Source organism: Streptomyces sp. NPDC005962 (assembly GCF_040629205.1).
Classification (GTDB): domain Bacteria; phylum Actinomycetota; class Actinomycetes; order Streptomycetales; family Streptomycetaceae; genus Streptomyces.
In genome coordinates, this window is the sequence record NZ_JBEXVE010000027.1 from 76,463 (window position 1) to 95,064 (window position 18,602).

17 protein-coding genes are annotated in these 18,602 nt (G+C 70.4%); 10 read left to right on the forward strand and 7 right to left on the reverse strand.

The window, feature by feature from the left end; all coding sequences use genetic code 11:
• Positions 1-2: 2 nt before the first annotated feature.
• Both ABZ370_RS33670 and ABZ370_RS33675 read left to right on the forward strand, forming a co-directional pair.
• Positions 3-962 carry an ATP-binding cassette domain-containing protein gene (locus tag ABZ370_RS33670; RefSeq protein ID WP_358628711.1) on the forward strand — a complete coding sequence of 320 codons (960 nt, stop codon included), beginning with the start codon at positions 3-5 and terminating at the stop codon, positions 960-962.
• Positions 959-1,750, forward strand: a complete 792-nt coding sequence (locus ABZ370_RS33675; RefSeq protein ID WP_358628714.1) for an ABC transporter permease — start codon at positions 959-961, stop codon at positions 1,748-1,750. The genes ABZ370_RS33670 and ABZ370_RS33675 overlap by 4 nt, the downstream gene beginning before the upstream one ends.
• On the opposite strand, the gene ABZ370_RS33680 is transcribed toward ABZ370_RS33675, so the two are convergent.
• Positions 1,731-4,895 carry a BTAD domain-containing putative transcriptional regulator gene (locus ABZ370_RS33680; RefSeq protein ID WP_358628717.1) on the reverse strand — a complete coding sequence of 1,055 codons (3,165 nt, stop codon included), beginning with the start codon at positions 4,893-4,895 and terminating at the stop codon, positions 1,731-1,733. The two genes, ABZ370_RS33675 and ABZ370_RS33680, sit on opposite strands and share 20 nt — an antisense overlap.
• Positions 4,896-4,933: 38 nt before the next feature.
• Here ABZ370_RS33680 and ABZ370_RS33685 point away from each other — a divergent pair, with 38 nt between their 5' ends.
• Positions 4,934-5,626 (forward strand): carbon-nitrogen hydrolase family protein, encoded by a 693-nt coding sequence (locus tag ABZ370_RS33685; protein ID WP_358628720.1) that lies wholly within the window; start codon positions 4,934-4,936, stop codon positions 5,624-5,626.
• An 83-nt stretch (positions 5,627-5,709) separates the two neighbouring features.
• Here the strand turns inward: ABZ370_RS33685 and ABZ370_RS33690 are convergent, their stop codons facing one another.
• Positions 5,710-6,876: a helix-turn-helix transcriptional regulator gene (locus ABZ370_RS33690; protein WP_358628723.1), complete on the reverse strand. Its 1,167-nt coding sequence runs from the start codon at positions 6,874-6,876 to the stop codon at positions 5,710-5,712.
• A 1,152-nt stretch (positions 6,877-8,028) separates the two neighbouring features.
• On the opposite strand from ABZ370_RS33690, the gene ABZ370_RS33695 reads away from it, so the two are divergent.
• From ABZ370_RS33695 to ABZ370_RS33715, 5 genes are all read left to right on the forward strand, one after another.
• The gene (locus ABZ370_RS33695; protein ID WP_358628726.1) at positions 8,029-8,592 is read left to right on the forward strand and encodes a hypothetical protein; all 564 of its coding nucleotides are present in this window, start codon (positions 8,029-8,031) and stop codon (positions 8,590-8,592) included.
• 282 nt (positions 8,593-8,874) lie between these two features.
• Positions 8,875-9,114, forward strand: a complete 240-nt coding sequence (locus ABZ370_RS33700; protein WP_358628728.1) for a hypothetical protein — start codon at positions 8,875-8,877, stop codon at positions 9,112-9,114.
• Between the two features lie 14 nt (positions 9,115-9,128).
• On the forward strand, positions 9,129-10,073 hold the full coding sequence (locus ABZ370_RS33705; RefSeq protein ID WP_358628730.1) for an MvdC/MvdD family ATP grasp protein: 945 nt from the start codon (positions 9,129-9,131) through the stop codon (positions 10,071-10,073).
• Complete coding sequence (locus tag ABZ370_RS33710) at positions 10,058-11,209, forward strand: methyltransferase domain-containing protein (protein ID WP_358628733.1); 1,152 nt, start codon at positions 10,058-10,060, stop codon at positions 11,207-11,209. The genes ABZ370_RS33705 and ABZ370_RS33710 overlap by 16 nt, the downstream gene beginning before the upstream one ends.
• Before the next feature lie 504 nt (positions 11,210-11,713).
• Positions 11,714-12,064 (forward strand): DHHA1 domain-containing protein, encoded by a 351-nt coding sequence (locus tag ABZ370_RS33715; RefSeq protein WP_358628736.1) that lies wholly within the window; start codon positions 11,714-11,716, stop codon positions 12,062-12,064.
• Positions 12,065-12,094: 30 nt separating this feature from the next.
• Here the strand turns inward: ABZ370_RS33715 and ABZ370_RS33720 are convergent, their stop codons facing one another.
• The 5 genes from ABZ370_RS33720 to ABZ370_RS33740 all read right to left on the reverse strand — a co-directional run bounded on the left by ABZ370_RS33720 (position 12,095) and on the right by ABZ370_RS33740 (position 15,923).
• Positions 12,095-12,493 carry a hypothetical protein gene (locus ABZ370_RS33720; RefSeq protein ID WP_358628739.1) on the reverse strand — a complete coding sequence of 133 codons (399 nt, stop codon included), beginning with the start codon at positions 12,491-12,493 and terminating at the stop codon, positions 12,095-12,097.
• 192 nt (positions 12,494-12,685) lie between these two features.
• Complete coding sequence (locus ABZ370_RS33725) at positions 12,686-13,552, reverse strand: SMP-30/gluconolactonase/LRE family protein (protein WP_358628742.1); 867 nt, start codon at positions 13,550-13,552, stop codon at positions 12,686-12,688.
• Positions 13,549-14,325: an IclR family transcriptional regulator gene (locus ABZ370_RS33730; protein WP_358628745.1), complete on the reverse strand. Its 777-nt coding sequence runs from the start codon at positions 14,323-14,325 to the stop codon at positions 13,549-13,551. Before ABZ370_RS33730 ends, ABZ370_RS33725 begins: the two co-directional genes overlap by 4 nt.
• Positions 14,326-14,481: 156 nt before the next feature.
• Positions 14,482-15,717, reverse strand: coding sequence for a helix-turn-helix domain-containing protein (locus ABZ370_RS33735; RefSeq protein WP_358628748.1), 1,236 nt, complete (start codon positions 15,715-15,717; stop codon positions 14,482-14,484).
• Positions 15,718-15,725: 8 nt separating this feature from the next.
• The gene (locus ABZ370_RS33740) at positions 15,726-15,923 is read right to left on the reverse strand and encodes a hypothetical protein (protein WP_358628751.1); all 198 of its coding nucleotides are present in this window, start codon (positions 15,921-15,923) and stop codon (positions 15,726-15,728) included.
• Between the two features lie 156 nt (positions 15,924-16,079).
• On the opposite strand from ABZ370_RS33740, the gene ABZ370_RS33745 reads away from it, so the two are divergent.
• Both ABZ370_RS33745 and ABZ370_RS33750 read left to right on the forward strand, forming a co-directional pair.
• Positions 16,080-17,141 carry a DUF3068 domain-containing protein gene (locus ABZ370_RS33745; RefSeq protein ID WP_358628754.1) on the forward strand — a complete coding sequence of 354 codons (1,062 nt, stop codon included), beginning with the start codon at positions 16,080-16,082 and terminating at the stop codon, positions 17,139-17,141.
• Between the two features lie 179 nt (positions 17,142-17,320).
• Positions 17,321-18,598 (forward strand): glycosyltransferase family 4 protein, encoded by a 1,278-nt coding sequence (locus tag ABZ370_RS33750; RefSeq protein ID WP_358628757.1) that lies wholly within the window; start codon positions 17,321-17,323, stop codon positions 18,596-18,598.
• Positions 18,599-18,602 lie beyond the last annotated feature (4 nt).

Here is an 18,602-nt window from a genome sequence, read left to right on the forward strand (position 1 = left end):
GCATGACCACGGCATCGAAAGCACTCGCCATCGCGGCCAAGGGGCTGCACAAGGCCTATGGCGAGAAGAAGGTCCTCGACGGCATCGATCTGGCGGTGCCGGCCGGCACCGTCTTCTCCCTGCTCGGCCCGAACGGCGCGGGCAAGACCACCGCCGTCAAGATCCTCTCCACCCTCGTCACCGCCGACGCCGGAGACCTGCGCGTCGGTGGCCACGACCTGGCCACCGATCCCCAGTCCGTGCGCGCCGCGATCGGCGTCACCGGGCAGTTCTCCGCCGTCGACGGACTGATCACCGGCGAGGAGAACATGCTCCTCATGGCGGACCTGCACCACCTGTCCAAGCAGGAGGGCCGCCGGGCCGCCGCTGAACTCCTCGCACGCTTCGACCTCGTCGAGGCCGCCAAAAAGCCCGCCGCCACCTACTCCGGCGGCATGAAACGCCGCCTCGACATCGCCATGACCCTGGTCGGCGACCCACGGATCATCTTCCTCGACGAACCCACCACCGGCCTCGACCCCCGCTCCCGCCACACCATGTGGCAGATCATCCGCGAACTGGTCACCGGCGGCGTCACCGTCTTCCTCACCACCCAGCACCTGGAGGAAGCCGACGAACTCGCCGACCGCATCGCCGTACTCAACGACGGCAAGATCGCGGCTCAGGGCACCGCCGACGAGCTGAAACGGCTCATCCCCGGCGGCCACATCCGGCTCCGCTTCACCGACCCGTCCGCGTACCAGTCCGCCGCCTCCACCCTGCGCGAGGTCACCCGCGACGACGAATCCCTCGCCCTGCAGATCCCCAGCGACGGCAGCCAGCGCGCACTGCGCTCCATCCTCGACTGGCTGGACACGGCCGGCATCGAAGCGGATGAGCTGACCGTGCACACCCCCGACCTCGACGACGTGTTCTTCGCCCTGACGAGTGGCGCCAACCAGCCCAAGGAGACCGTCCGATGAGCAACCTCTCCCCCGCCGTCCGCGACTCCGCCACCATGCTGCGCCGCAACCTCCTGCACGCCCGGCGCTACCCGTCCCTCACTCTGAACATCCTGCTGACGCCGATCATCCTGCTGCTGCTCTTCGTCTACGTCTTCGGCGACGTGATGAGCGCGGGCATCGGGGGCGGCGGCGCCGACCGCTCCGCCTACATCGCCTACCTCGTCCCCGGCATCCTGCTGATGACCATCGGCGCCACCCCGGCGGGGACCGCGGTATCCGTCTCCATGGATATGACCGAGGGGATCATCGCCCGCTTCCGCACCATGGCGATCCACCGAGGGTCGGTGCTCATCGGGCACGTCGTCGGCAGCGTGCTGCAAGCGGTCGTCAGCGTGGTGCTCGTCGGTGCCGTCGCCGTGGCCATCGGCTTCCGGTCCACCGACGCCACCGCCCTGGAGTGGCTGGCCGCGTTCGGACTGCTCACGCTGGTCGCCACGGCGCTCACCTGGATGGCCGTCGGGATGGGCATGGCCAGCCCGAACGTCGAGGCGGCCAGCAACAACGCGATGCCGCTGATCATCCTCCCGTTCATCTCCAGCGCCTTCGTGCCCGTCGACGCGATGCCCGGCTGGTTCCGGCCGGTCGCCGAATACCAGCCGTTCACCCCCGCCATCGAAACCCTGCGCGGCCTGCTCCTCGGCAGCGAGATCGGCCACAACGGGTGGATCTCGATCGGCTGGTGCCTGGGTCTGACCGCGCTCGGCTACTTCTGGTCGACGTCGCTGTTCAAGCGCGACCCGAAATGAGCGCGCGGACTGCCGCCCGCAACTCGTCCCGCCCCAGGGCGGCGTACTCCGACACCGCGTCGGCGTACGCCGCCCCGTCGGCCTCCTCGGCCGCCCGCCGGGCGCGGGCCGCCGACATCGTCGGCTGGAACTCGCGCAGCACCCGCAGCCGTTCGGCCAGCGCGATCATCCGTACGGCACCGGCACCGGCGTCGCCGGACGCGAGCCCCGCCACGCCGAGCGCGTGCAGCACCGTCCCGAGAACGGGGAGCTCCAGGGGGACGCGGGGCGGACCGGAGAGCGACGCCCGCAGCCGGTCGGCCGCGTCGGCGACAGGTTCGAGCCGGTCCTCGTAAGCGTGCGCCGTCACCGCCGCCGCCTGGATCTCCAGCGCCCATGGGTCGCGCCACGGGTCGCCGGTGTGCCGCGCCCCGGCCACGGGCAGCCGTGCCATGGCGCGGCGCCACAGGCCGAGGCCGGTCTCCGTCAGCCCGCGGGCGAGGGCGATCTCGGCGGACACCCCGAGGTCGGGGTTGTAGAACGCGTCCTTCTGCGCGGAGCCGTCGCGCTCCGCCTGCCGCAGCCAGTGCTCGGCCTCGTCGGGGTCGCCGCGCTGCAGGCAGGCCAGGGCCAGGCCCTGACGGATGCCGATGTAGTCGTTCTCGTCGCCGAGCCGCGGCAGCGCCTCGCGCGCCGCCTGGAGGTACCCGTACGCGGCTTCGCCCCGGCCCGTCTTGAGGCACAACTCGCTCAGCCGGGAGTAGCCCATGATCTGCAGGGTCGGGTTGTCGATCGGCGTCAGGGCGTCGATCATCCGGCGGGCGGAGGCGAGCGCGCGCTCGATGTCGTGCTCGTGCTCCCAGACGTAGGTGGCGACGCCCTCGGCGACGGCGGCGACCAGCGGCTGCTCGCTGTCGCAGAGCTTCCGCAGCACTTCGTAGTCGGGCGGCAGCATCTCGGGGCCCGCGCTCAGCACCACGGCGGTGGCGCGCAGCAGCGTGTCCGGCGGCGCCGGGGGCAGTCGGCGGAGGGTGACGAGGTGGCGTGCCACGCGCGGTCCGGAGTCCATGAAGAGGCTCACCAGACACAACACCGCTGCGGCGCGCGCGACTTCGACGTACGCGGGCTCGGGGCGGTAGTGGGACAGCAGTCGCCCCGTGTCGGTGGCGAGGGCGGCGAGGCGGGGGTAGTTGGAGTCGGTGGACCACAGGGAGGCGAGAACGGCGGTGACCGCGGCGACGGTGGGCCCGTCCGTGCGTTCCGTCGCATGCCGCAGTGCGGCCACGAGGTTGTCCTGCTCGGCCTTGACGAGCTCCCAGGAGGCCGACGGGTGCGAGCCGAAGAGCCGGTCGTGGTAGGCGACCCCGAAGTCCCGCGCCCAGGCCAGGAACCGGCCGACCGCCTCCTCCTCCCCGCCCGCCTCCGCACACCGGGCCGCGCTGAACTCCCGTACGGTCTCCAGCATCCGGAACCGGGCACCAGCCGGGGTGTCGACGACGGTCAGCAGCGACTGACCGGCCAACTGCTCCAGCAGAAGCAGCGCATCCCCGCCGAGCACCCGCTCCGCCGCGTCGCCGGAGAAGCCGCCGGGAAAGACGGACAGCGTGCGCAGCGCCGCCCTGGCGTCCCCGTCGAGGAGGTTCCAGCTCCACTCGACGACCGCGTGCAGGGTGCGGTGGCGCTCCGGCGCGTCCCGCGCCCCGCCGCGCAGCAGCGCGAACCGGTCGCCGAGGCGACGGGCGATCTCCGGCACCGACAGCACCCGCACCCGCGCCGCGGCCAGCTCCACGGCGAGCGGCAGCCCGTCGAGGTGGCGGCACAGCCCGGCCACCGCGTCCGGCGGCAGCTCCACCCCGGGCCGGGCGGCCCGGGCCCGTTGCGTGAACAGCTCGGCCGAGGTGTCGAGGCCGAGCTCCGGCAGCGCGTACACCGCCTCCGAGGTGAGGCCCAGCGGGGCCCGGCTGGTGACGAGCACCCGCAGGTCCTTCGAGGACGAGACCAGGGCGTGTACGAGGTCGGCGGCGCCCCGGATGACGTGCTCGCAGTTGTCCAGCACCAGCAGTACGGGCCCAGGGCCGAGCACGCCGAGGACACCGAGGATGCCCGCCACCGGGTCGGCCGGGGCGTGGCCGCTCAGGGCACCGTGCCGCCCCTCGCCCACACCGAGCGCGGAGGCCACCTCGGCGGCCACGTCCTCGTCCGCGGTGACGCCGGCGAGCGGGATGAAATACACCACGCGCTGCGCGTTCCCCAAGCTCTCGGCTTCGCTCGAGCAGGGGAGACCCCATTGGCGGCTGACGGCGTGCGCGAGCCGGGTCTTGCCGAGGCCCCCGGGGCCGACGACGGTGACGGCGCGGGAGGCGCGCAGCAGCCGCTCCACCGCCGCGATGTCCTCGTCCCGTCCCAGCAGCGGGTTCGGCTCATGGGGCACACCATGCCTGACGGCAGGAGCCTCGCCGCTCAGCAGCTCCCGCTGTACGGCCTGGAGCCCGGCGCCCGGCTCCGTGCCGAGCGTCTCGCGCAACTCCCGGCGGTACGCCTCGTACCGCGTCAGCGCGGCGGACGGGCCCGCCGTCGCCGCCTCGCCGCGCAGCAGTTCGGCGAGCACCTCCTCGTCGCGCGGACGCTCCGCGGTGGCGGCGGCCAGCGGCCCGGCCGCCTCCGCGTGCCGCCCCAGCCGGGCGAGCGCGAGCGCCCGCGCGCGGACGAGCGCGCCACGGACGGGGGCGCGCTCGGCGCGCAACGCGGCCACGGGATCATCACCACCCCCGTCCGGGGTGCCCTCCCACAGCGCGAGCCCGGCCTCGGCCGCCGCCAGCGACCCCGCGTGGTCCCCGGCCCTGGCCCGGTCCGCGCTCGCGGCGGCGTGCAGCAGCAAGGCGGAGCTGTCGACCTGCGCCTCGGTGAGCGTGAGCCGGTACCCGGTCGGCGTGCTCTCGATGACGTCCGCGCCCAGCTGCGCCCGCGCCCTGGACACGAGGACCTGCACCGCCTTCCCCGGCCGCTGCGGCAACTCGTCGGGCCACAGCCCCAACACGAGCCGCTCGATGCCACAGCCCGCCCGCACGTCGCCCGCGAGCAACGCGAGGAGAGCACGAAGCCGGGGCGCGGTGACCTCCTGCCCGCGATAGGCGACACGCGGAAGCAGAGTCAGGTCGGTGGTCACCCGTGCAGACTAGGCGCAACGCGACGAGGAGGTTCGAGGTGAAGCAGTCGTTGAGCATCGCGGTGGCTCAGCCGAGGTGCACAGCTCACGACGTGGCGGCCAACGCGGTGGCTCACGCGGAGGCGGTCCGGGCGGCGGACGCACGGGTGGTGGTGTTCCCCGAGATGTCGCTGACGGGATACCACCTGGACGCGGTGCCGGTCACCCCGGACGACGAACGGCTCGCCCCGATCGTCGCCGCGTGCGCCGATACCGGAACGCTCGCCCTGGTCGGCGCGCCCGTGCCGGGTCCGCACATCGGCATCCTGGCCGTGGACGCGGACGGTCCACGCGTGTCCTACGGCAAGGTCCACCTCCACGACAGCGAGGCCGCCCACTTCGTGCCCGGCGAGCCCACCGTGATCGACGTCGACGGATGGCGGCTGGGGCTCGCAGTCTGCCGCGACACCGGCTTCCCCGAGCACGCGGCGGCGACGGCCGCGCTGGGCATGGACGGCTACGTGGCCGGGGTTGTCCACCACGATCACCAGGCCGAGGTCCACGGCGAGCGCGCCCGCCGGGTCGCCGCCGACCACGGCGTGTGGGTAGCCACGGCAGCCTTCGCGGGCCCGACCGGCGGCGGCTTCGACCACACCTCCGGCCGCTCAGCGATCTGGTCCCCCACCGGAAACCTCCTGGCCGAGACAAGCCCCGCCCCCGACGACATAGCCCGCACCGTCTTCACCAAGTGAACCCGTCGGGAATATGCGAGGTTTCCGGCTCGCGATCAGCCCCCACCTCGACGAGGAGCCCCCGAGTATCGGCGCTTCGCCCGTCATAGCCTGATCCCCGCCTTCTTGGCGATCCTATTGAGCTTCGGGTTGCTTCGTTTGTGCAGATGAGTAAGGACGCGGCTGAGTTCTTGGCTCGTGGGATGAACCTTGGCCATCTGGGGGACGACATCCCAGGCATCGGCCAACGAGTCGAGTGCTCCATCCCGATCTTTGAGGGCCAGCTTCGCTCTCGATACGTTCATGTGCGTCGGACCGATTCGGGTTGGCGGCAGCGCAGTGCCCTCCCGGAACAGGTCGGCGGCCGTTGCCACCGCCTCCCGGTACTGCTCGGTGTCGGCCTCGGTCGCGATCACGTGCGTGGCCGTGTTGTCAGGGCCAAAAAGCATCCCCCGCACGTTCAGATCTGTTCCGACGAGTTCGGCGGCTTGCCAGGCTGCCTCGATGTGACGCTGAGCCGTCGCCACGTCCCTGAGGCGACCAGCGAGAGTCATTCCCCGGAGATGGAGGATTCCCAGGCCGATATGACGGTCCCGGCCTCTCAGGGTCGTCTCAGCCATGACCACCGCACGGTCGATGACGGCCAGCCCTCCGGCGAAGTCTCCGCCATTGAGGAATGTACCGGCCTCATCGCGTGCGGCAATTGCCAGGGATAGGGCATCGGCTCGTTCCGAGGCTTGCTTCTGCCTCGCTACAGCCAGTTCTGCCAACGTCATCCAGCGGTGCCGAGCGGCCAGCCAGTAAACCGTGCTGTAGACGTCGGCAACCCTGCCCCAGTCTCGCGGTTGGCCGGTCGCATGAGCCGAATCCTGCGCTCGTGACAGGACGTCGGGGAGCTTGTGTGTCACGCGCTTGAGGTCGGCGGCGTCTCGCAGTTGAAGTAGCTCAGCCACCTCATGTTCGAGAGCCGCTTGCTCGACTGGCAGGCCTTGAGGAAGGTCAAAACGTCGAATGGCGGCGCGAAGCGAATTAAGGCTGTCCTCGTCGCCGGCGGGGACGGGAGCGGGTTTAAGGAGCTCGTCCAGCGTGATGCCGAACACGGTGGCGAGTGCGGCCCCCATCACTTGGCTGAGGGCACGTTCGCCGCGCTCGATCTTGCCGAGCTGCGACTTGGACATGCCGGCTCGCCGCGCCAGATAGTCCTGGCCCCAACCTCGGTCCTTGCGAAGGCGCGCGACGTTCGCGCCCGGGCTAACGGTTTCTGTCTCCATGAGCTGCGCTCTTCCCGCCGAGAGTGCTTTTGCCGCCAGTCTCTCAGGGCCGACTACCCGCGCCCCGGCGCTTGTGCACTTCTTGTGCACTTTCGACTCAGCGATGCGTTGTTGACTGACTACTGAGAGCGAGGGAGCTCCGGGCGCTCTGCAAACTGTCGAGGCCATGGCAACTGGAGGGGAGTGCAAGGTGAGAAAGAGGATCGCTCGACTGGCGGAACGGCTACTGCGGGCGTTACCGCGCCTGGTTGGCCGACAGCCAGGACGGCACAGCGCTGCCTACCTCGCGACTCGTCCCGTATCCATTTCGCCTTCGCCGCCCGTCACGACCCCGGCCCGTTCACCGTGTCCGATCTTGCGCGAGGACCCTCCCACCCTTCACTTGCCCCGAGTCCCGGTTGACCAGCGAGCCCCGATCTTCTGGGACACGGACCCGGCGCCTCCGTACGTCCCCCACTTCTTCCACGCACACAGGGGGATGGAGCGGTGACGGTCGAGTACCCCGAGAATGGCGAGCCCCCGATTGGGTCCGCGCTCTCCTGGCCCGTGTGCAGTTGCGGCCACCCGAAGTGCCCTGACACCGCCGGTCCTGACGGCGGCCCCGAGCCCGGCCAGGACGAGGACGGCGACAGCCCCTCGATGGCTCAGCTTCGGGAGCGCATGCGCGAGGACATCAATCGGCGGAATCAATTCGGCCCGATGGGGCGGACGCTGTGACAGACGAGACAAGTAAGAGCGCCGCAAGCCAGTTCTCGGACACGCCGTATGAGGACTTACCGAAAGATTGGTGGACAGAGTATGGCGGCGTGAAAGGCAAGTCAGGCGCGGCCTACTTGCCTCGCACTGAGTACCCACACTGTCCTTTCGAGTGTCACATGTGCGATGCCATCGAAGGGCAACCAGTCGCAAGGCGTCAGTTGTTCAGGCGAGTTCGACAGGCCTTGGCGGGGCGCAGAGGCCGTCACGCTGGCCAGTGATTAGCTCCGTCCCTGCCGGACGTAACTGAATTTGGGGCTCCCCCGCCCTATTCAGAATCCCGGTAGGGGCGGGTACCACCAGAAAGGATCTCGCACAGTGCACCCCCTAACCGGTCTGCTCGTACCTCGAAGCGGTCCCGTTGATCCGGAATCTTGCGAGCTGTGCGCCGAGCTGGTGTCCAGGCTTGAGAAGTCTGCCCGCGAAAGAAGCCTTGAACTTTTTCATACGGTCATCAACGGCATGGACATGCATGCGAAATTCGGGCACCCAGGAGACTCCCGCTATCCGGGGCGGGACGCTTTCAGCGCAGAGGTAGAGGTGCATTCGCAGGCAAAGAAGAGGACTGACATGCTGGAGTGCACGGGTGTGACCCCCCTCCCGTTGGAGGGTGTTTTGGCGGAACTGCTGAAGTCCAGTCACCCGCCCGAGAATCCGTTCGAAACGCTGCGCGACCTAGGCCCGTTCGCCATGTGCGAGTTGGGCGAAGCCCACGAAGGTGCGCACGCCGACCACATTTGGAGCGAGGACCATGACGATGCAGCCGTCTGGCTGCTGTGGGACGACAACGGACACCGTTTCGAACGCATTCAATGGTGTGGCACGTCTACGGACGGCGGGAATGAGCACTGCCACCTGTACTTGAAGCACCCCGTCAACCACTCCTGGGCAGTCGCCGACCCGTCGCGGGAGGCACTACGGGAACAGTTGATGCGCGATATGGACCGCTGGCAGCTGTAGAGCGTTCACGACACCAATCCCCGTAGGCCCCCGCTCTGGGTGACCGCACCCCCGGAGCGGGTCGAGGGCCACGACGCCCTCTCAAGTCCCCCGACCGAGCGCGTCCCCGGTGCGCCGGGCGGGGCTCCTCCTCCGAGCATCAGGGGGAGTAGCAAAACCCGCTGCTGAAAACCCACTCACGTTTGCCCGGGAGTGGGGGCACTATCGGTCCCATCCATCACCGAGACCCATGGAGATACCGTGCAACTCGCATCCCCGATCCCCCTCCGATCGCCTGTACCGGTGGCAGTCAACCCCAGTGCGATCAGGCCCTATGCGGTCCGTGGCGCGCTGGTACGGCAGCCCCTGCCCGGATCAGCGACCGGGTTGCGACCCGTCTACAACCCGGAAACCCTGACGTCCGCGTACCCGGACGGAACCCCGCTGACGACCATGGCAACCTCACAGAAAACCAACCAGGACGGCGACATCAAGAACCCGCCTCCCTCAGACGAGGGCGGCGACCCCGGCGTGATCGAGTGACTACTGTCCTGATCGTGGACGGATTGCATGACGCGGCGACTGATTTGGTCGTTGAAGCACTCCGCACCGCACATGTGCCCGTCTTCCGGATGGACACCGCGCAGTTCCCCCGAGAGGTGGAACTGCGCGGCCATCACAACGGGCCCGGAGCATGGTCCGGGACACTCGCAACAGCTCATCGCAGCGTCGAACTGGCAGACATCAGGGCGGTGTACTGGAACCGACCGAATCAAGTCACATTCCCTGACCTGTCAGCGTCAGACGCGCATTGGGCGCGAGGCGCAGCCCGGATTGGGTTTGGCGGCATCCTGACAGGGCTTGCCGCAGGATGGCCCCGATGGATGAACCACCCAAGCCACGCCGCCGCAGCAGAGTTCAAACCCGAACAGCTTCGTACCGCCTCGAACGCTGGGTTAGACACCCCACGGACACTGATCACCAACTGTCCAGACGCGGTCACGAAATTCGCAAAGGACATCCAAAGCCCGATCATCACCAAACCTATGGGCATTCCCTACATTGCCCATGAGTCCATCGGCGTGGAAACGATGTACACCCGCGTCGTGGACCTGAACGACTTGAACGGAATCGAGACGACCGCTCACCTGTTTCAAGAGTGGATCGAGGGCATCTTTGAGATCCGTCTCTTCTCGATCGGGGGCACCTGTCACAGTGTCAGGATCGACGCGCACAGCGAGGCCGCCAGCCTCGACTGGCGTACCGATTACGACGCCTTATCGTACTCCGCCGTCGAGACCCCCCAGGAGATCAGTCAGGCGGTCACCACGTACATGGAGGCAATGAGGCTTACCTACGCCGCCTTCGATTTCATCGTCCGTCCCGATGGCAGGTGGACATTCCTGGAAGCCAATCCGTCTGGCCAATGGGCGTGGCTCAACGATCAATGCGCGCTGGCCGATGCCATCGCGAACACTCTGAAAGGATGGTGCACTTCTTGAACTGGCGATCACAGGCCCGCGCTTTGGCCGACGCTCTTGAGTCGTCGGAGGATCTTCGTTCCCCGCATTGGCGCGCGGCAATCCAAGACACTCCACGACACGAATTCGTGCCGCACTACTACCAGAACCAAGGCGGAGCCCCAACCGTATGGCGCCGAGTCAACGCCAGCGACGGCCCCGCATGGCAGGACCCGATCTACACGAACGCCACGCTCGTTACGCACCTTGACCCGACGACGATGCACGCCGTCGAGGGCGGTTGGATCGGAACGCCCAGCTCATCCAGCACCGCACCCAGCCTCATGGTCCGCATGCTCGAAACCCTGGACATCGCGGACGACCACACAGTGTTGGAACTCGGCACCGGAACGGGCTACAACGCTGCCCTGATCGCTCATCGACTCCGGAACGCGAAACAGCTCACCACTGCGGACATCGATCCCGAACTCACCAGCACTGCCAGGGACCGCCTCCAGGCATGCGGACACACCCCAACGGTACTGACCTGCGACGCGAGCGAGCATCAGTGGCCACGTACCTACGATCGCGTGGTGGCCACCTGCGGGCTGCCCCGTATCAATCGATCGCTGCGCATGGCTGTCGCGCCCGGGGGACGACTGATCGCCAACGTCATGCCCCCGCTCAGTGTCGGGCTCGCCGTCCTCACCGCAGACGGTGAGGGGAACCTTCAGGGCCACTTCCACCCGGACGGCGGCACGTTCATGGCCGCACGACACGACGCCACCACCTACGCCCGGGCGACCCCCGGTGCCCCCGACGTCCACCGGGAAGGTGAGGCGGACGTCCCCCTCGAAGCCTTCGACGACTACCGGTTCAAGTTCCTGCTAGCCGCCCATCTCCCGGGCGCCGAACTGCAATACGGCACAGAGGGCGATCGGGTGATGCGTCGCCTGGTCCTGCCGGACGGGTCCTCAGCGGAAGCGCAGTACGAAGGCGTACAACCTCTCTCCTACCGCGAACGTGGAAAGCGAGAAGTCTGGGCAATCGCCGCGCGATGCTGGGACTGGTTTGAACAGAACGACCGTCCGGGGTGGGAACGCTTCGGGCTCACCATCACGTACCAAGATCACCATTTCTGGTTCGAGAGTCCGGACCACATTCTCACCTCGTTCTGACCCTCGCTCGATGGTGCCCGGCCCGTGCGCTGTCCCCCTGACACACGGGCGGGGTCGCTCATGCCGCCTCCGGCGACTCGGATGGGATCGTGACGAACACAGCCCATCCCCGCCCCAGTGGTGACCCGGCGAACATTCTCGGGCACCTCGGACACGGAACACCCCCGTTGCACGCATCCGGCCCCAGCCGCTGAGGCAGTCGGCCAGGACGAGCGCGATGTCCGGACCGGTCGCCACAACCGTTATCTGTGCAGATCCTTCGGGCGGGATCATGGCCGTCGCGGAGACCACGAGATCGGGGCTCACCGCAGCGCGTAAGGAAACCACAACCGTGCCCACGCATTTGCAGCGGGAGTGAGGCCGATCGGGGGGTGTTGCCGCACCGTATTCGCAGCGTCCTACCCAGGTACGAGATGGTGATCACGAGCTTGAGTCGGATGGATGGACCCCCGGCGTCGCTCACACGAGATCTCTACGTTGGGTGACGGGTCGCGGGCCATAGGCTTGGCGCAGGCGCGGGCCGAACTGGTCTCCCCCGACGTCACCGGCGTCGCCCCGGACGAACTGCGGAGCCTGGCCGCTGACGCCCTCGCGCGGCTCGGCCGAGGCCCAGCCATCGTCGTCCTGGGCGCCGAACACGAAGGCAAGGCCCTCCTGACGGCAGCGATCTCATCCGATCTCCACCAGGGCGGCACCGAGGCCGGACAGATCCTCACCGAGGCGGCCCGCGTGGTCGGCGGCGGCTCCGGAAGCCGTGGCTCCCTCGTCAGCGCCGGAGGGTGCCGCCCCGAGGCCTTCAACAACGCCCTGGACCTCGCCGCCCAAGACTCCACCCGGCTACTCAGCAACCGCTGACCGACCCGGGCTCCGCCGGTGGCACCCCGGTCAGGCACACCACCACAGGAAGCGGGTGCATGTAGGCGACGGGCTGGGAGCCGGGGCCGCCCCGGAGGGCGGGGCCGGGTACGTGGGGCCCGGGTCCGGGGCTTCCGGGGGCGCCGGGCCCCGGGACGTTCCCGGGTCCGGGGGCGGGGACGACGGGGCCCGGTCGTCGGACGAGGGCGCGTCGTCGGGGGTGTGCGAGGGCTTCGGCTCGCGGCTGGCACCAGCCTCGGATGGGGTGGCCGTACCCGGACGGCCCGGCTCGGCGGAGTCGGTACGGTCCGCCACCGGTCGCTCCGGGGATTCCGGGGACGGCTTCGGGGCCGGGGCGCGCCAGTACCCCTCGGTGGCCAGCTCCGCCACGAAGACCGCGGCCAGTACGGGACCCAGCACCGCGGCCATGATCAGCACCCGGCGGCCCCGCCCGCGACGGGCGCGGCGACCGCGGCGGCGAGACTTTCGGCGAGACGTACGGGACGTGTGCGCGTCGTTCATTTCGCCGGGCAGGTTATGTGACCTGGGCAGAGCGCGGGGGCCGCCCGGTGTGAGGATCTTGTGCCGACCGCCGCCGGAACGAGCCGTGGACGGCTCCGCTCAGCCCGCGAACGCCGGTTGCGCCAGCCCCCGCCCCGCGTCCGCGATGACCAGCACCGAACCCGCCAGCGGCGGGGCCGCGGCGCCGAGGCCGACGCGGGCCGAGGAGACGTACAGGTCGCTGAGACCGGGGCCGCCGAAGGCACAGGCGGTGGGGCGTGGGAAGGGCAGCCGGATCACCCGATCGAGTGTGCCGTCGGGGGTGTAGCGGCGGACCGCGCCGCCGTCCCAGAGGGCGACCCATACGCAGCCGTCGGCGTCCACGCACAGCCCGTCCGGGAAGCCCGCGCCGTCCTCGATGTGGGCGAGGGGGCGGCGGCCGGTGACGCTCTCGCCCGTCACGTCGAAGACGTCGATGCGGCGGGTCGGGGAGTCGACGTAGTACATGAGGCGGCCGTCCGGGCTCCAGCCGGTGCCGTTGCTGACCGCCACGTCCGGCAGGATCTCCGCCACCGAGCCGTCGGAGCCGATGCGGGACAGGGTGCCGCCGCCCGCCGTCTCGTCGTAGCGCATCGTGCCCGCCCACAGCGAACCGTCGGGGGCGATGGCCGCGTCGTTGCCCCGGCGGCCGGGGACGGGGTCGCGGACCAGCCAGCTGAAGGCCGACGAGGAGTCGTACAGGCCCACGCCGTCGCGCAGGTTGACCACCAGCCCGCCGCCCGTCCGCGGCTTCGCCGCGCCGACGTGCTGCTCGGTGGCGAGGGTGGTGTGCCGCCCGGTGGCCGGGTCGTAGGTGTGGACGCGGGCGGAGAGGATGTCCACCCAGATCAGCCGCCCGGCCGTCGCGTCCCAGGTGGGGCCCTCGCCCAGTTCGGCGGTCGCCCGGACCGCCACGTCCCATCCGCGTCCGCTCGACGGCCCGCTCATACTCCACGCCTCCGGTGTCCCAGGCGGACGGACAGGTCGCCTGCGCCCTTGGCCGCCAGTTCCTCCAGCTCCGCCCGGCGCTCCTCGCTCCAGCGGATCGTCGGCACCGAGATGGACAGCGCCGCCACCACCTTGCCCGCCGAGTCCCGCACCGGTGCGGCCACGCAGCTCACGTCCGGGTTGGACTCCTGCCGCTCGACCGCGATGCCGCGCTCCCGCACGGTGGCCAGGTGGCGGTGCAGCTCGTCCGGGGAGGTGATGCTGTTGTCCGTCATGGCGGCCAGCGGCCGGTTCCCGGGGAACCGGGCGGCCAGCTCGTCGTCCGGGAGGGAGGCGAGCAGCATCTTGCCGACCGAGGTGCAGTGCGCGGGCAGCTTGCGGCCCGCGGCGGAGACCATGCGCACGGCGTGAGTGGAGTCGACCTTGGCGATGTAGATGACGTCCGTGCCCTCCAGAATGGCCACATGGACGGTCTCGTCACAGGTCTCGGCGACGCTCCGGGCCACCTGCTGGCCCTCGGCGGCCAGGTCGAGCTGTTCCGCGTACCGGCTGCCGAGCTGGTACGGGCGCACACCGAGCCGGTAGCGGCCGGGCTGGTCGGGTACATGGACCAGATAGGAGCGGGCGGCCAGAGTGGTCACCAGCTCATGGACGGTGGTCCGGGGCAGCCCGAGGCGGCGGGTGATCTCCGGGGCGGAGAGCGTGCCGTCGCCGTCGAGGAACAGTTCGAGAATGTCCAGAGCCCGGGTCACCGCGGGCACGAGGCGTCCCATGTGGTTCGCCCACCCCTTCTGGTCCAGATAACAAGTGTTCGAGATTCCGGCCGGTGACCGGTATCGCGAACACAGGTTACGCGCAGGCCACTTCTCACGGCAATGGCCGGGCAAAGACCCTGAGGTCTCCGACCATACGGAGGTGGCGCGAAACCGCTACGCGGACGGCGGCAGCAGATCGCCGCGGAGCCGCCGCGCCCGCAGCACCAGCTCCAGCTCGAAGCGGCGGTCCGGGTCCTCCACCTCGTCGCCCCACAGCTCCCGGATCTGCCGGAGCCGGTAGCGCACGGTCTGCGGATGCACCCCGAGCCGCTCCGCGATCTCCGGCGCGCCGCCCCGCGTCTCCAGCCACGCCAGCAGCGTCTCGGCGAGGCGGCGCCCCTGGGCGGGGCCGCATCCGGCGAGCGGGGCGAGACGGCGGCGGGCCAGGGCGTCGATCAGCTCCTCCGGGGGCAGCAGCACCAGCGCCTCGGTGTGCTCGGTGCAGTGCAGCACCTCCCCGGCGGGCAGCAGCCGCCGCTCCATGAGCCGGACCGCGGCCGCCGCCCAGCGCAGCGACTTGGCGGCCTCGGCGAGCGGTACGGGCGGGCCGACCGCGCCCGACCAGCCCGCGGTGGCGCGGCGCAGCAGCTCGGGGCGGCCCGCCTCCTCGGGGTCGGGGAGGACCATGCGCGGCTGTTCGCACTCCATGTCGAGGAGGACGTCCCGGCCGACGGCGGGCGCCAGCGCCTCGCGCGCGGGGCGCAGCAGGACGGCGACGGCGACCCGCTCGGGCAGCGGCCAGCCGATGCGGGCCGCGCGTTCGGCGAGGGCGTCGGCGTCGGCGGGGCTCTTGCGGGGGCGTTCGGCGAGGAGCAGGTCGAGCAGCCGCCGCTGGAGCCGCAGCCGCTCCCCCGCCTGGCGGGCCGCGGCCTCGGCGTATCCGCGCATGGACTCGGCGACCAGCCCGTCCAGGTACTCGAAGCCGGATTCGGCGAGTTCGTACATGGCGGGCGCGGGGATCTCGACCTGCTGGCCGATCTCGGCGAGGCGGCGCCAGGCGAGCCGTACGCCGAGCCGGTACATGGCCTGGAGCGAGTCGAGGCTGCGGCCGTGCTGCACCTGCCCGCGGCCGAACTCCTGGAAGACCTGGGGGTGTTCGCGCGGGCCGCCGGAGCCGTCGGAGACGTCGGAGACGTCACGGACGAAGTGTTCGAGGGCGCGCCGGATGCCCACCAGGGCCACCGGCTCGCCACTTTCGTCCGGGACGATGACCAGGTTCGGGTATTCGCGGCGGATCTCGCGGAAGATGTCCTCCGCCAGGACGGGCACCTCGTCCAGGGCGAGCCGGGCGAAGTGGCGCACCCGCGACGGGGGCACCTCCCGCCAGGCCGAACGTAACGGCGACGCCATGTCCGCGGTCAGCGCTTCCCCGCCGGGGTCGCGGTGGCGGTGGCGCCGGGGTCCAAGGAGGTGCCCGAGGACGTCGGGAAGGTGACGAGGGGGACGTTCGGCTGGTCGGGTGTGACGCCGAGCAGGGCGACGATGCCGAGCGCCGCGCCGACCGCGAGGGCGGCGGACAGGACGCAGGTCACGGCGGCGGCGAGCAGTCTGGGCATGGCGCGGTGAGCCCCTTCCGTATGGCGTGCGCACCGGCCCGGTCCGGCAACTCACCAGCATGGAAGGAGGATTGACACTCCGTCAACCCTGCGCTTACGGTCCCGGGCCTAAGACTCGCCGGTAATATCCGGCCGCATCGAGACGGAGTGCCTGCCATGCGCCGCTCGGTATCACCCACTTCATCCATTTTCTGGCCGCTGTCGCTGATCCCGCTCGGGCTCGGCGTCTTCCTCCTCGTCCTCGCGCCCCTGCTGGCCTGGTACGTCGAACCGCGCGCGAAACGCACACCGATCGACACCGACGTGACCACGGTGTTCACCGGCCCGGGCAGCTATTTCGACACCGACGCCGTCAAGGAGCGGCGGGATCAGCGGCTGACCATCACCCGCCGGGTGCTGGGCGACGTCCACGACAGCGATCGCACGGGGCGCGCCGTCTGGGACGTGTCGACGACCGTCGACACCCCGCGCACCCTGCCGCTGCGGGACCCGCGCCGGGCGTTCCAGTGGAAGACCGAACGCTGGGTCACCGACCGCCGCACCAACGCGCCGGTGCACTGCTGCGGCGAGTCGCCCGGAGCGTTCCAGGGGGACGCCTACCTGAAGTTCCCGTTCGACGTGAAGAAGCGGACCTACCGCTGGTGGGACAGCACGCTGGGCGACACCGTCCCGCTCCGCTTCGCCGGGACGGCGAAGATCCAGGGGTACGAGGGCTACCGCTTCACCGGCACCGTGCGGCCCACCCGCACCGGCACCCGCCAGGTGCCCGGGCAGCTGGTCGGGCGGGGCAAGCAGGGCCAGGTGCAGGCCGAGGAGTGGTACGCCAACACCGGCATCGAGCTGGTGGCCGACCGCCGCACCGGCCGGATCATCTTCGCCGGGATCTCGCCCAAGGTCACCCTGCGGGCCCCCGGTGGCAACCGGGACCGGGTGACGCTGCTGCGCGGCGAGGGGCTGGAGTTCACCCCCGCCACCCAGCGCGGCCAGGTGAAGCTGGCCAGGGACGACAACCGCAGGCTGAAGCTGGTCGGCGAGACCGCACCGCTGGCCGCGGGGATCGCCGGGGCGGTGCTGACCGTGGCGGGAGCGGTGCTGATGGTGCGGGGGAGGCGGGCACGCGTGAGTGATACTGCGCGAAGTGATGAAGCGTCAGTGGCCGGGGGCGGGGAATTTGTCACGCCGGTGAGTAGCCGGGGCGAACGAGGAAGCGAAAACTGACCACCCCACGAGCATCACGCCATCGGACACCTCGTTGCACACCGCATCGCATACCGCATCGCACACCCCCGGTTCGGCACGTCTCCCCCGCAGTCTTCCTACGAAGCCACAGCCTTCCCACGAAGCCACAGCCTTCCCACGAAGTCTCCGCACCTTGAGGCGAGTTGGAGCACCTTGCCATGCCCCAGCACGTACGACCGTCCCCCGCCGCGCCCCTCGAAGCCACCACACCGGACACCATCACGCCGGAAGGCATCCCGCGCCGGATCGTCTTCCTCGCCCGCCGCGACCTCGGCAACCCGGCGGCCGGTGGCTCCGAGCTGCTGGTGGACCGGATCGCCGAGGGGCTGACCGCCCACGGCCACCAGGTCACCCTGGTGTGCGGCGGTCCCGCCGACGCCCGCGGCTACCAGGTGGTGTCCGCGGGCGGCCACGGGCGCGCCCTCGGCGAGCTGGGCCACTTCCTGCGCACCCCGCACACCCTCGCCCACCGGGTCGGCCGCTGCGATCTGCTGGTCGAGGTGTGCAACGGACTGCCCTACCTGGCCCCGCTGTGGCACCGCGGCCCCACCCTGTGCCTGGTCAACCACGTCCACACCGACCTGTGGAAGATGCGTTTCCGGGGTCCGGCGGCCCGGCTCGGCAGGCGCCTCGAACACTGGGCGCTGGCGGGCACCCACCGCGGCAACCTCATGGTGGCCGTCTCCGACTCCACGGCCGCCGCGCTGCGTTCCCTCGGCGTCGACCGGACACGCATCCGGGTGGTGCACAACGGCGTCGAGGAACCGGGGCCGCTGCTGCCCGCGTCCCGTGAGCCGCTGTTCCTCGCGATGGGACGGCTGGTCGAGTACAAGCGCGTCGACCTGCTGCTACGGCTGTGGGAACGGGTGCGCCCGGTCACCGGCGGACGGCTCGTCATCGTCGGCGACGGCCCCGAACGGGCCCGGCTGGAGGCGATGGCCGGCCCCGGGGTCACCTTCACCGGACACGTCACCGAGGAGGAGAAACACCGGCTGCTGTGCCAGGCGTGGCTGCTGCTGCACCCCTCCCTGGTCGAGGGGTGGGGCCTGGTGGTGATGGAGGCGGCCACCCGGGGCACGCCCACGCTCGGCTTCGACGTCCCCGGGCTGCGCGACTCCGTCGACGACGGGGTGACGGGTGTGCTGGCGCGGGGCGAGAGCTCGTTCGCCGCCGCCTGGTGTGCCCTCGCGCTGGGCCCGGAGCGGCGCGAGGCGCTGGGCCGGGCGGCGCGGCTGCGCGCGGAGCGGTTCCGGTGGAGCGCGACGGTACGGGGCTTCCGGGCCGTCGCCGCGGAGGCGTATCTCTCGGCGCCACCGGGCCCTCGAAGCCCACAGGCGCCCCCGGGTCCGCCCCTCCCCTCCGTCCCGCCCGTCCCCCATCGCCCTCGCCTGGCTCCCCTGTCTTCTGTCCCGTCCTCTCTCAGACCCTGGCGGTGAGTGT

Coding starts and splice junctions, on each gene's coding strand:
- ABZ370_RS33745 (WP_358628754.1), top strand. CDS start 16,080: ATGCGCCGCTCGGTATCACCCACTTCATCCATTTTCTGGCCGCTGTCG.
- ABZ370_RS33690 (WP_358628723.1), bottom strand. CDS start 6,876: ATGGAGACAGAAACCGTTAGCCCGGGCGCGAACGTCGCGCGCCTTCGC.
- ABZ370_RS33670 (WP_358628711.1), top strand. CDS start 3: ATGACCACGGCATCGAAAGCACTCGCCATCGCGGCCAAGGGGCTGCAC.
- ABZ370_RS33750 (WP_358628757.1), top strand. CDS start 17,321: ATGCCCCAGCACGTACGACCGTCCCCCGCCGCGCCCCTCGAAGCCACC.
- ABZ370_RS33740 (WP_358628751.1), bottom strand. CDS start 15,923: ATGCCCAGACTGCTCGCCGCCGCCGTGACCTGCGTCCTGTCCGCCGCC.
- ABZ370_RS33735 (WP_358628748.1), bottom strand. CDS start 15,717: ATGGCGTCGCCGTTACGTTCGGCCTGGCGGGAGGTGCCCCCGTCGCGG.
- ABZ370_RS33730 (WP_358628745.1), bottom strand. CDS start 14,325: ATGGGACGCCTCGTGCCCGCGGTGACCCGGGCTCTGGACATTCTCGAA.
- ABZ370_RS33720 (WP_358628739.1), bottom strand. CDS start 12,493: ATGGCCGCGGTGCTGGGTCCCGTACTGGCCGCGGTCTTCGTGGCGGAG.
- ABZ370_RS33710 (WP_358628733.1), top strand. CDS start 10,058: ATGGTGCACTTCTTGAACTGGCGATCACAGGCCCGCGCTTTGGCCGAC.
- ABZ370_RS33725 (WP_358628742.1), bottom strand. CDS start 13,552: ATGAGCGGGCCGTCGAGCGGACGCGGATGGGACGTGGCGGTCCGGGCG.
- ABZ370_RS33675 (WP_358628714.1), top strand. CDS start 959: ATGAGCAACCTCTCCCCCGCCGTCCGCGACTCCGCCACCATGCTGCGC.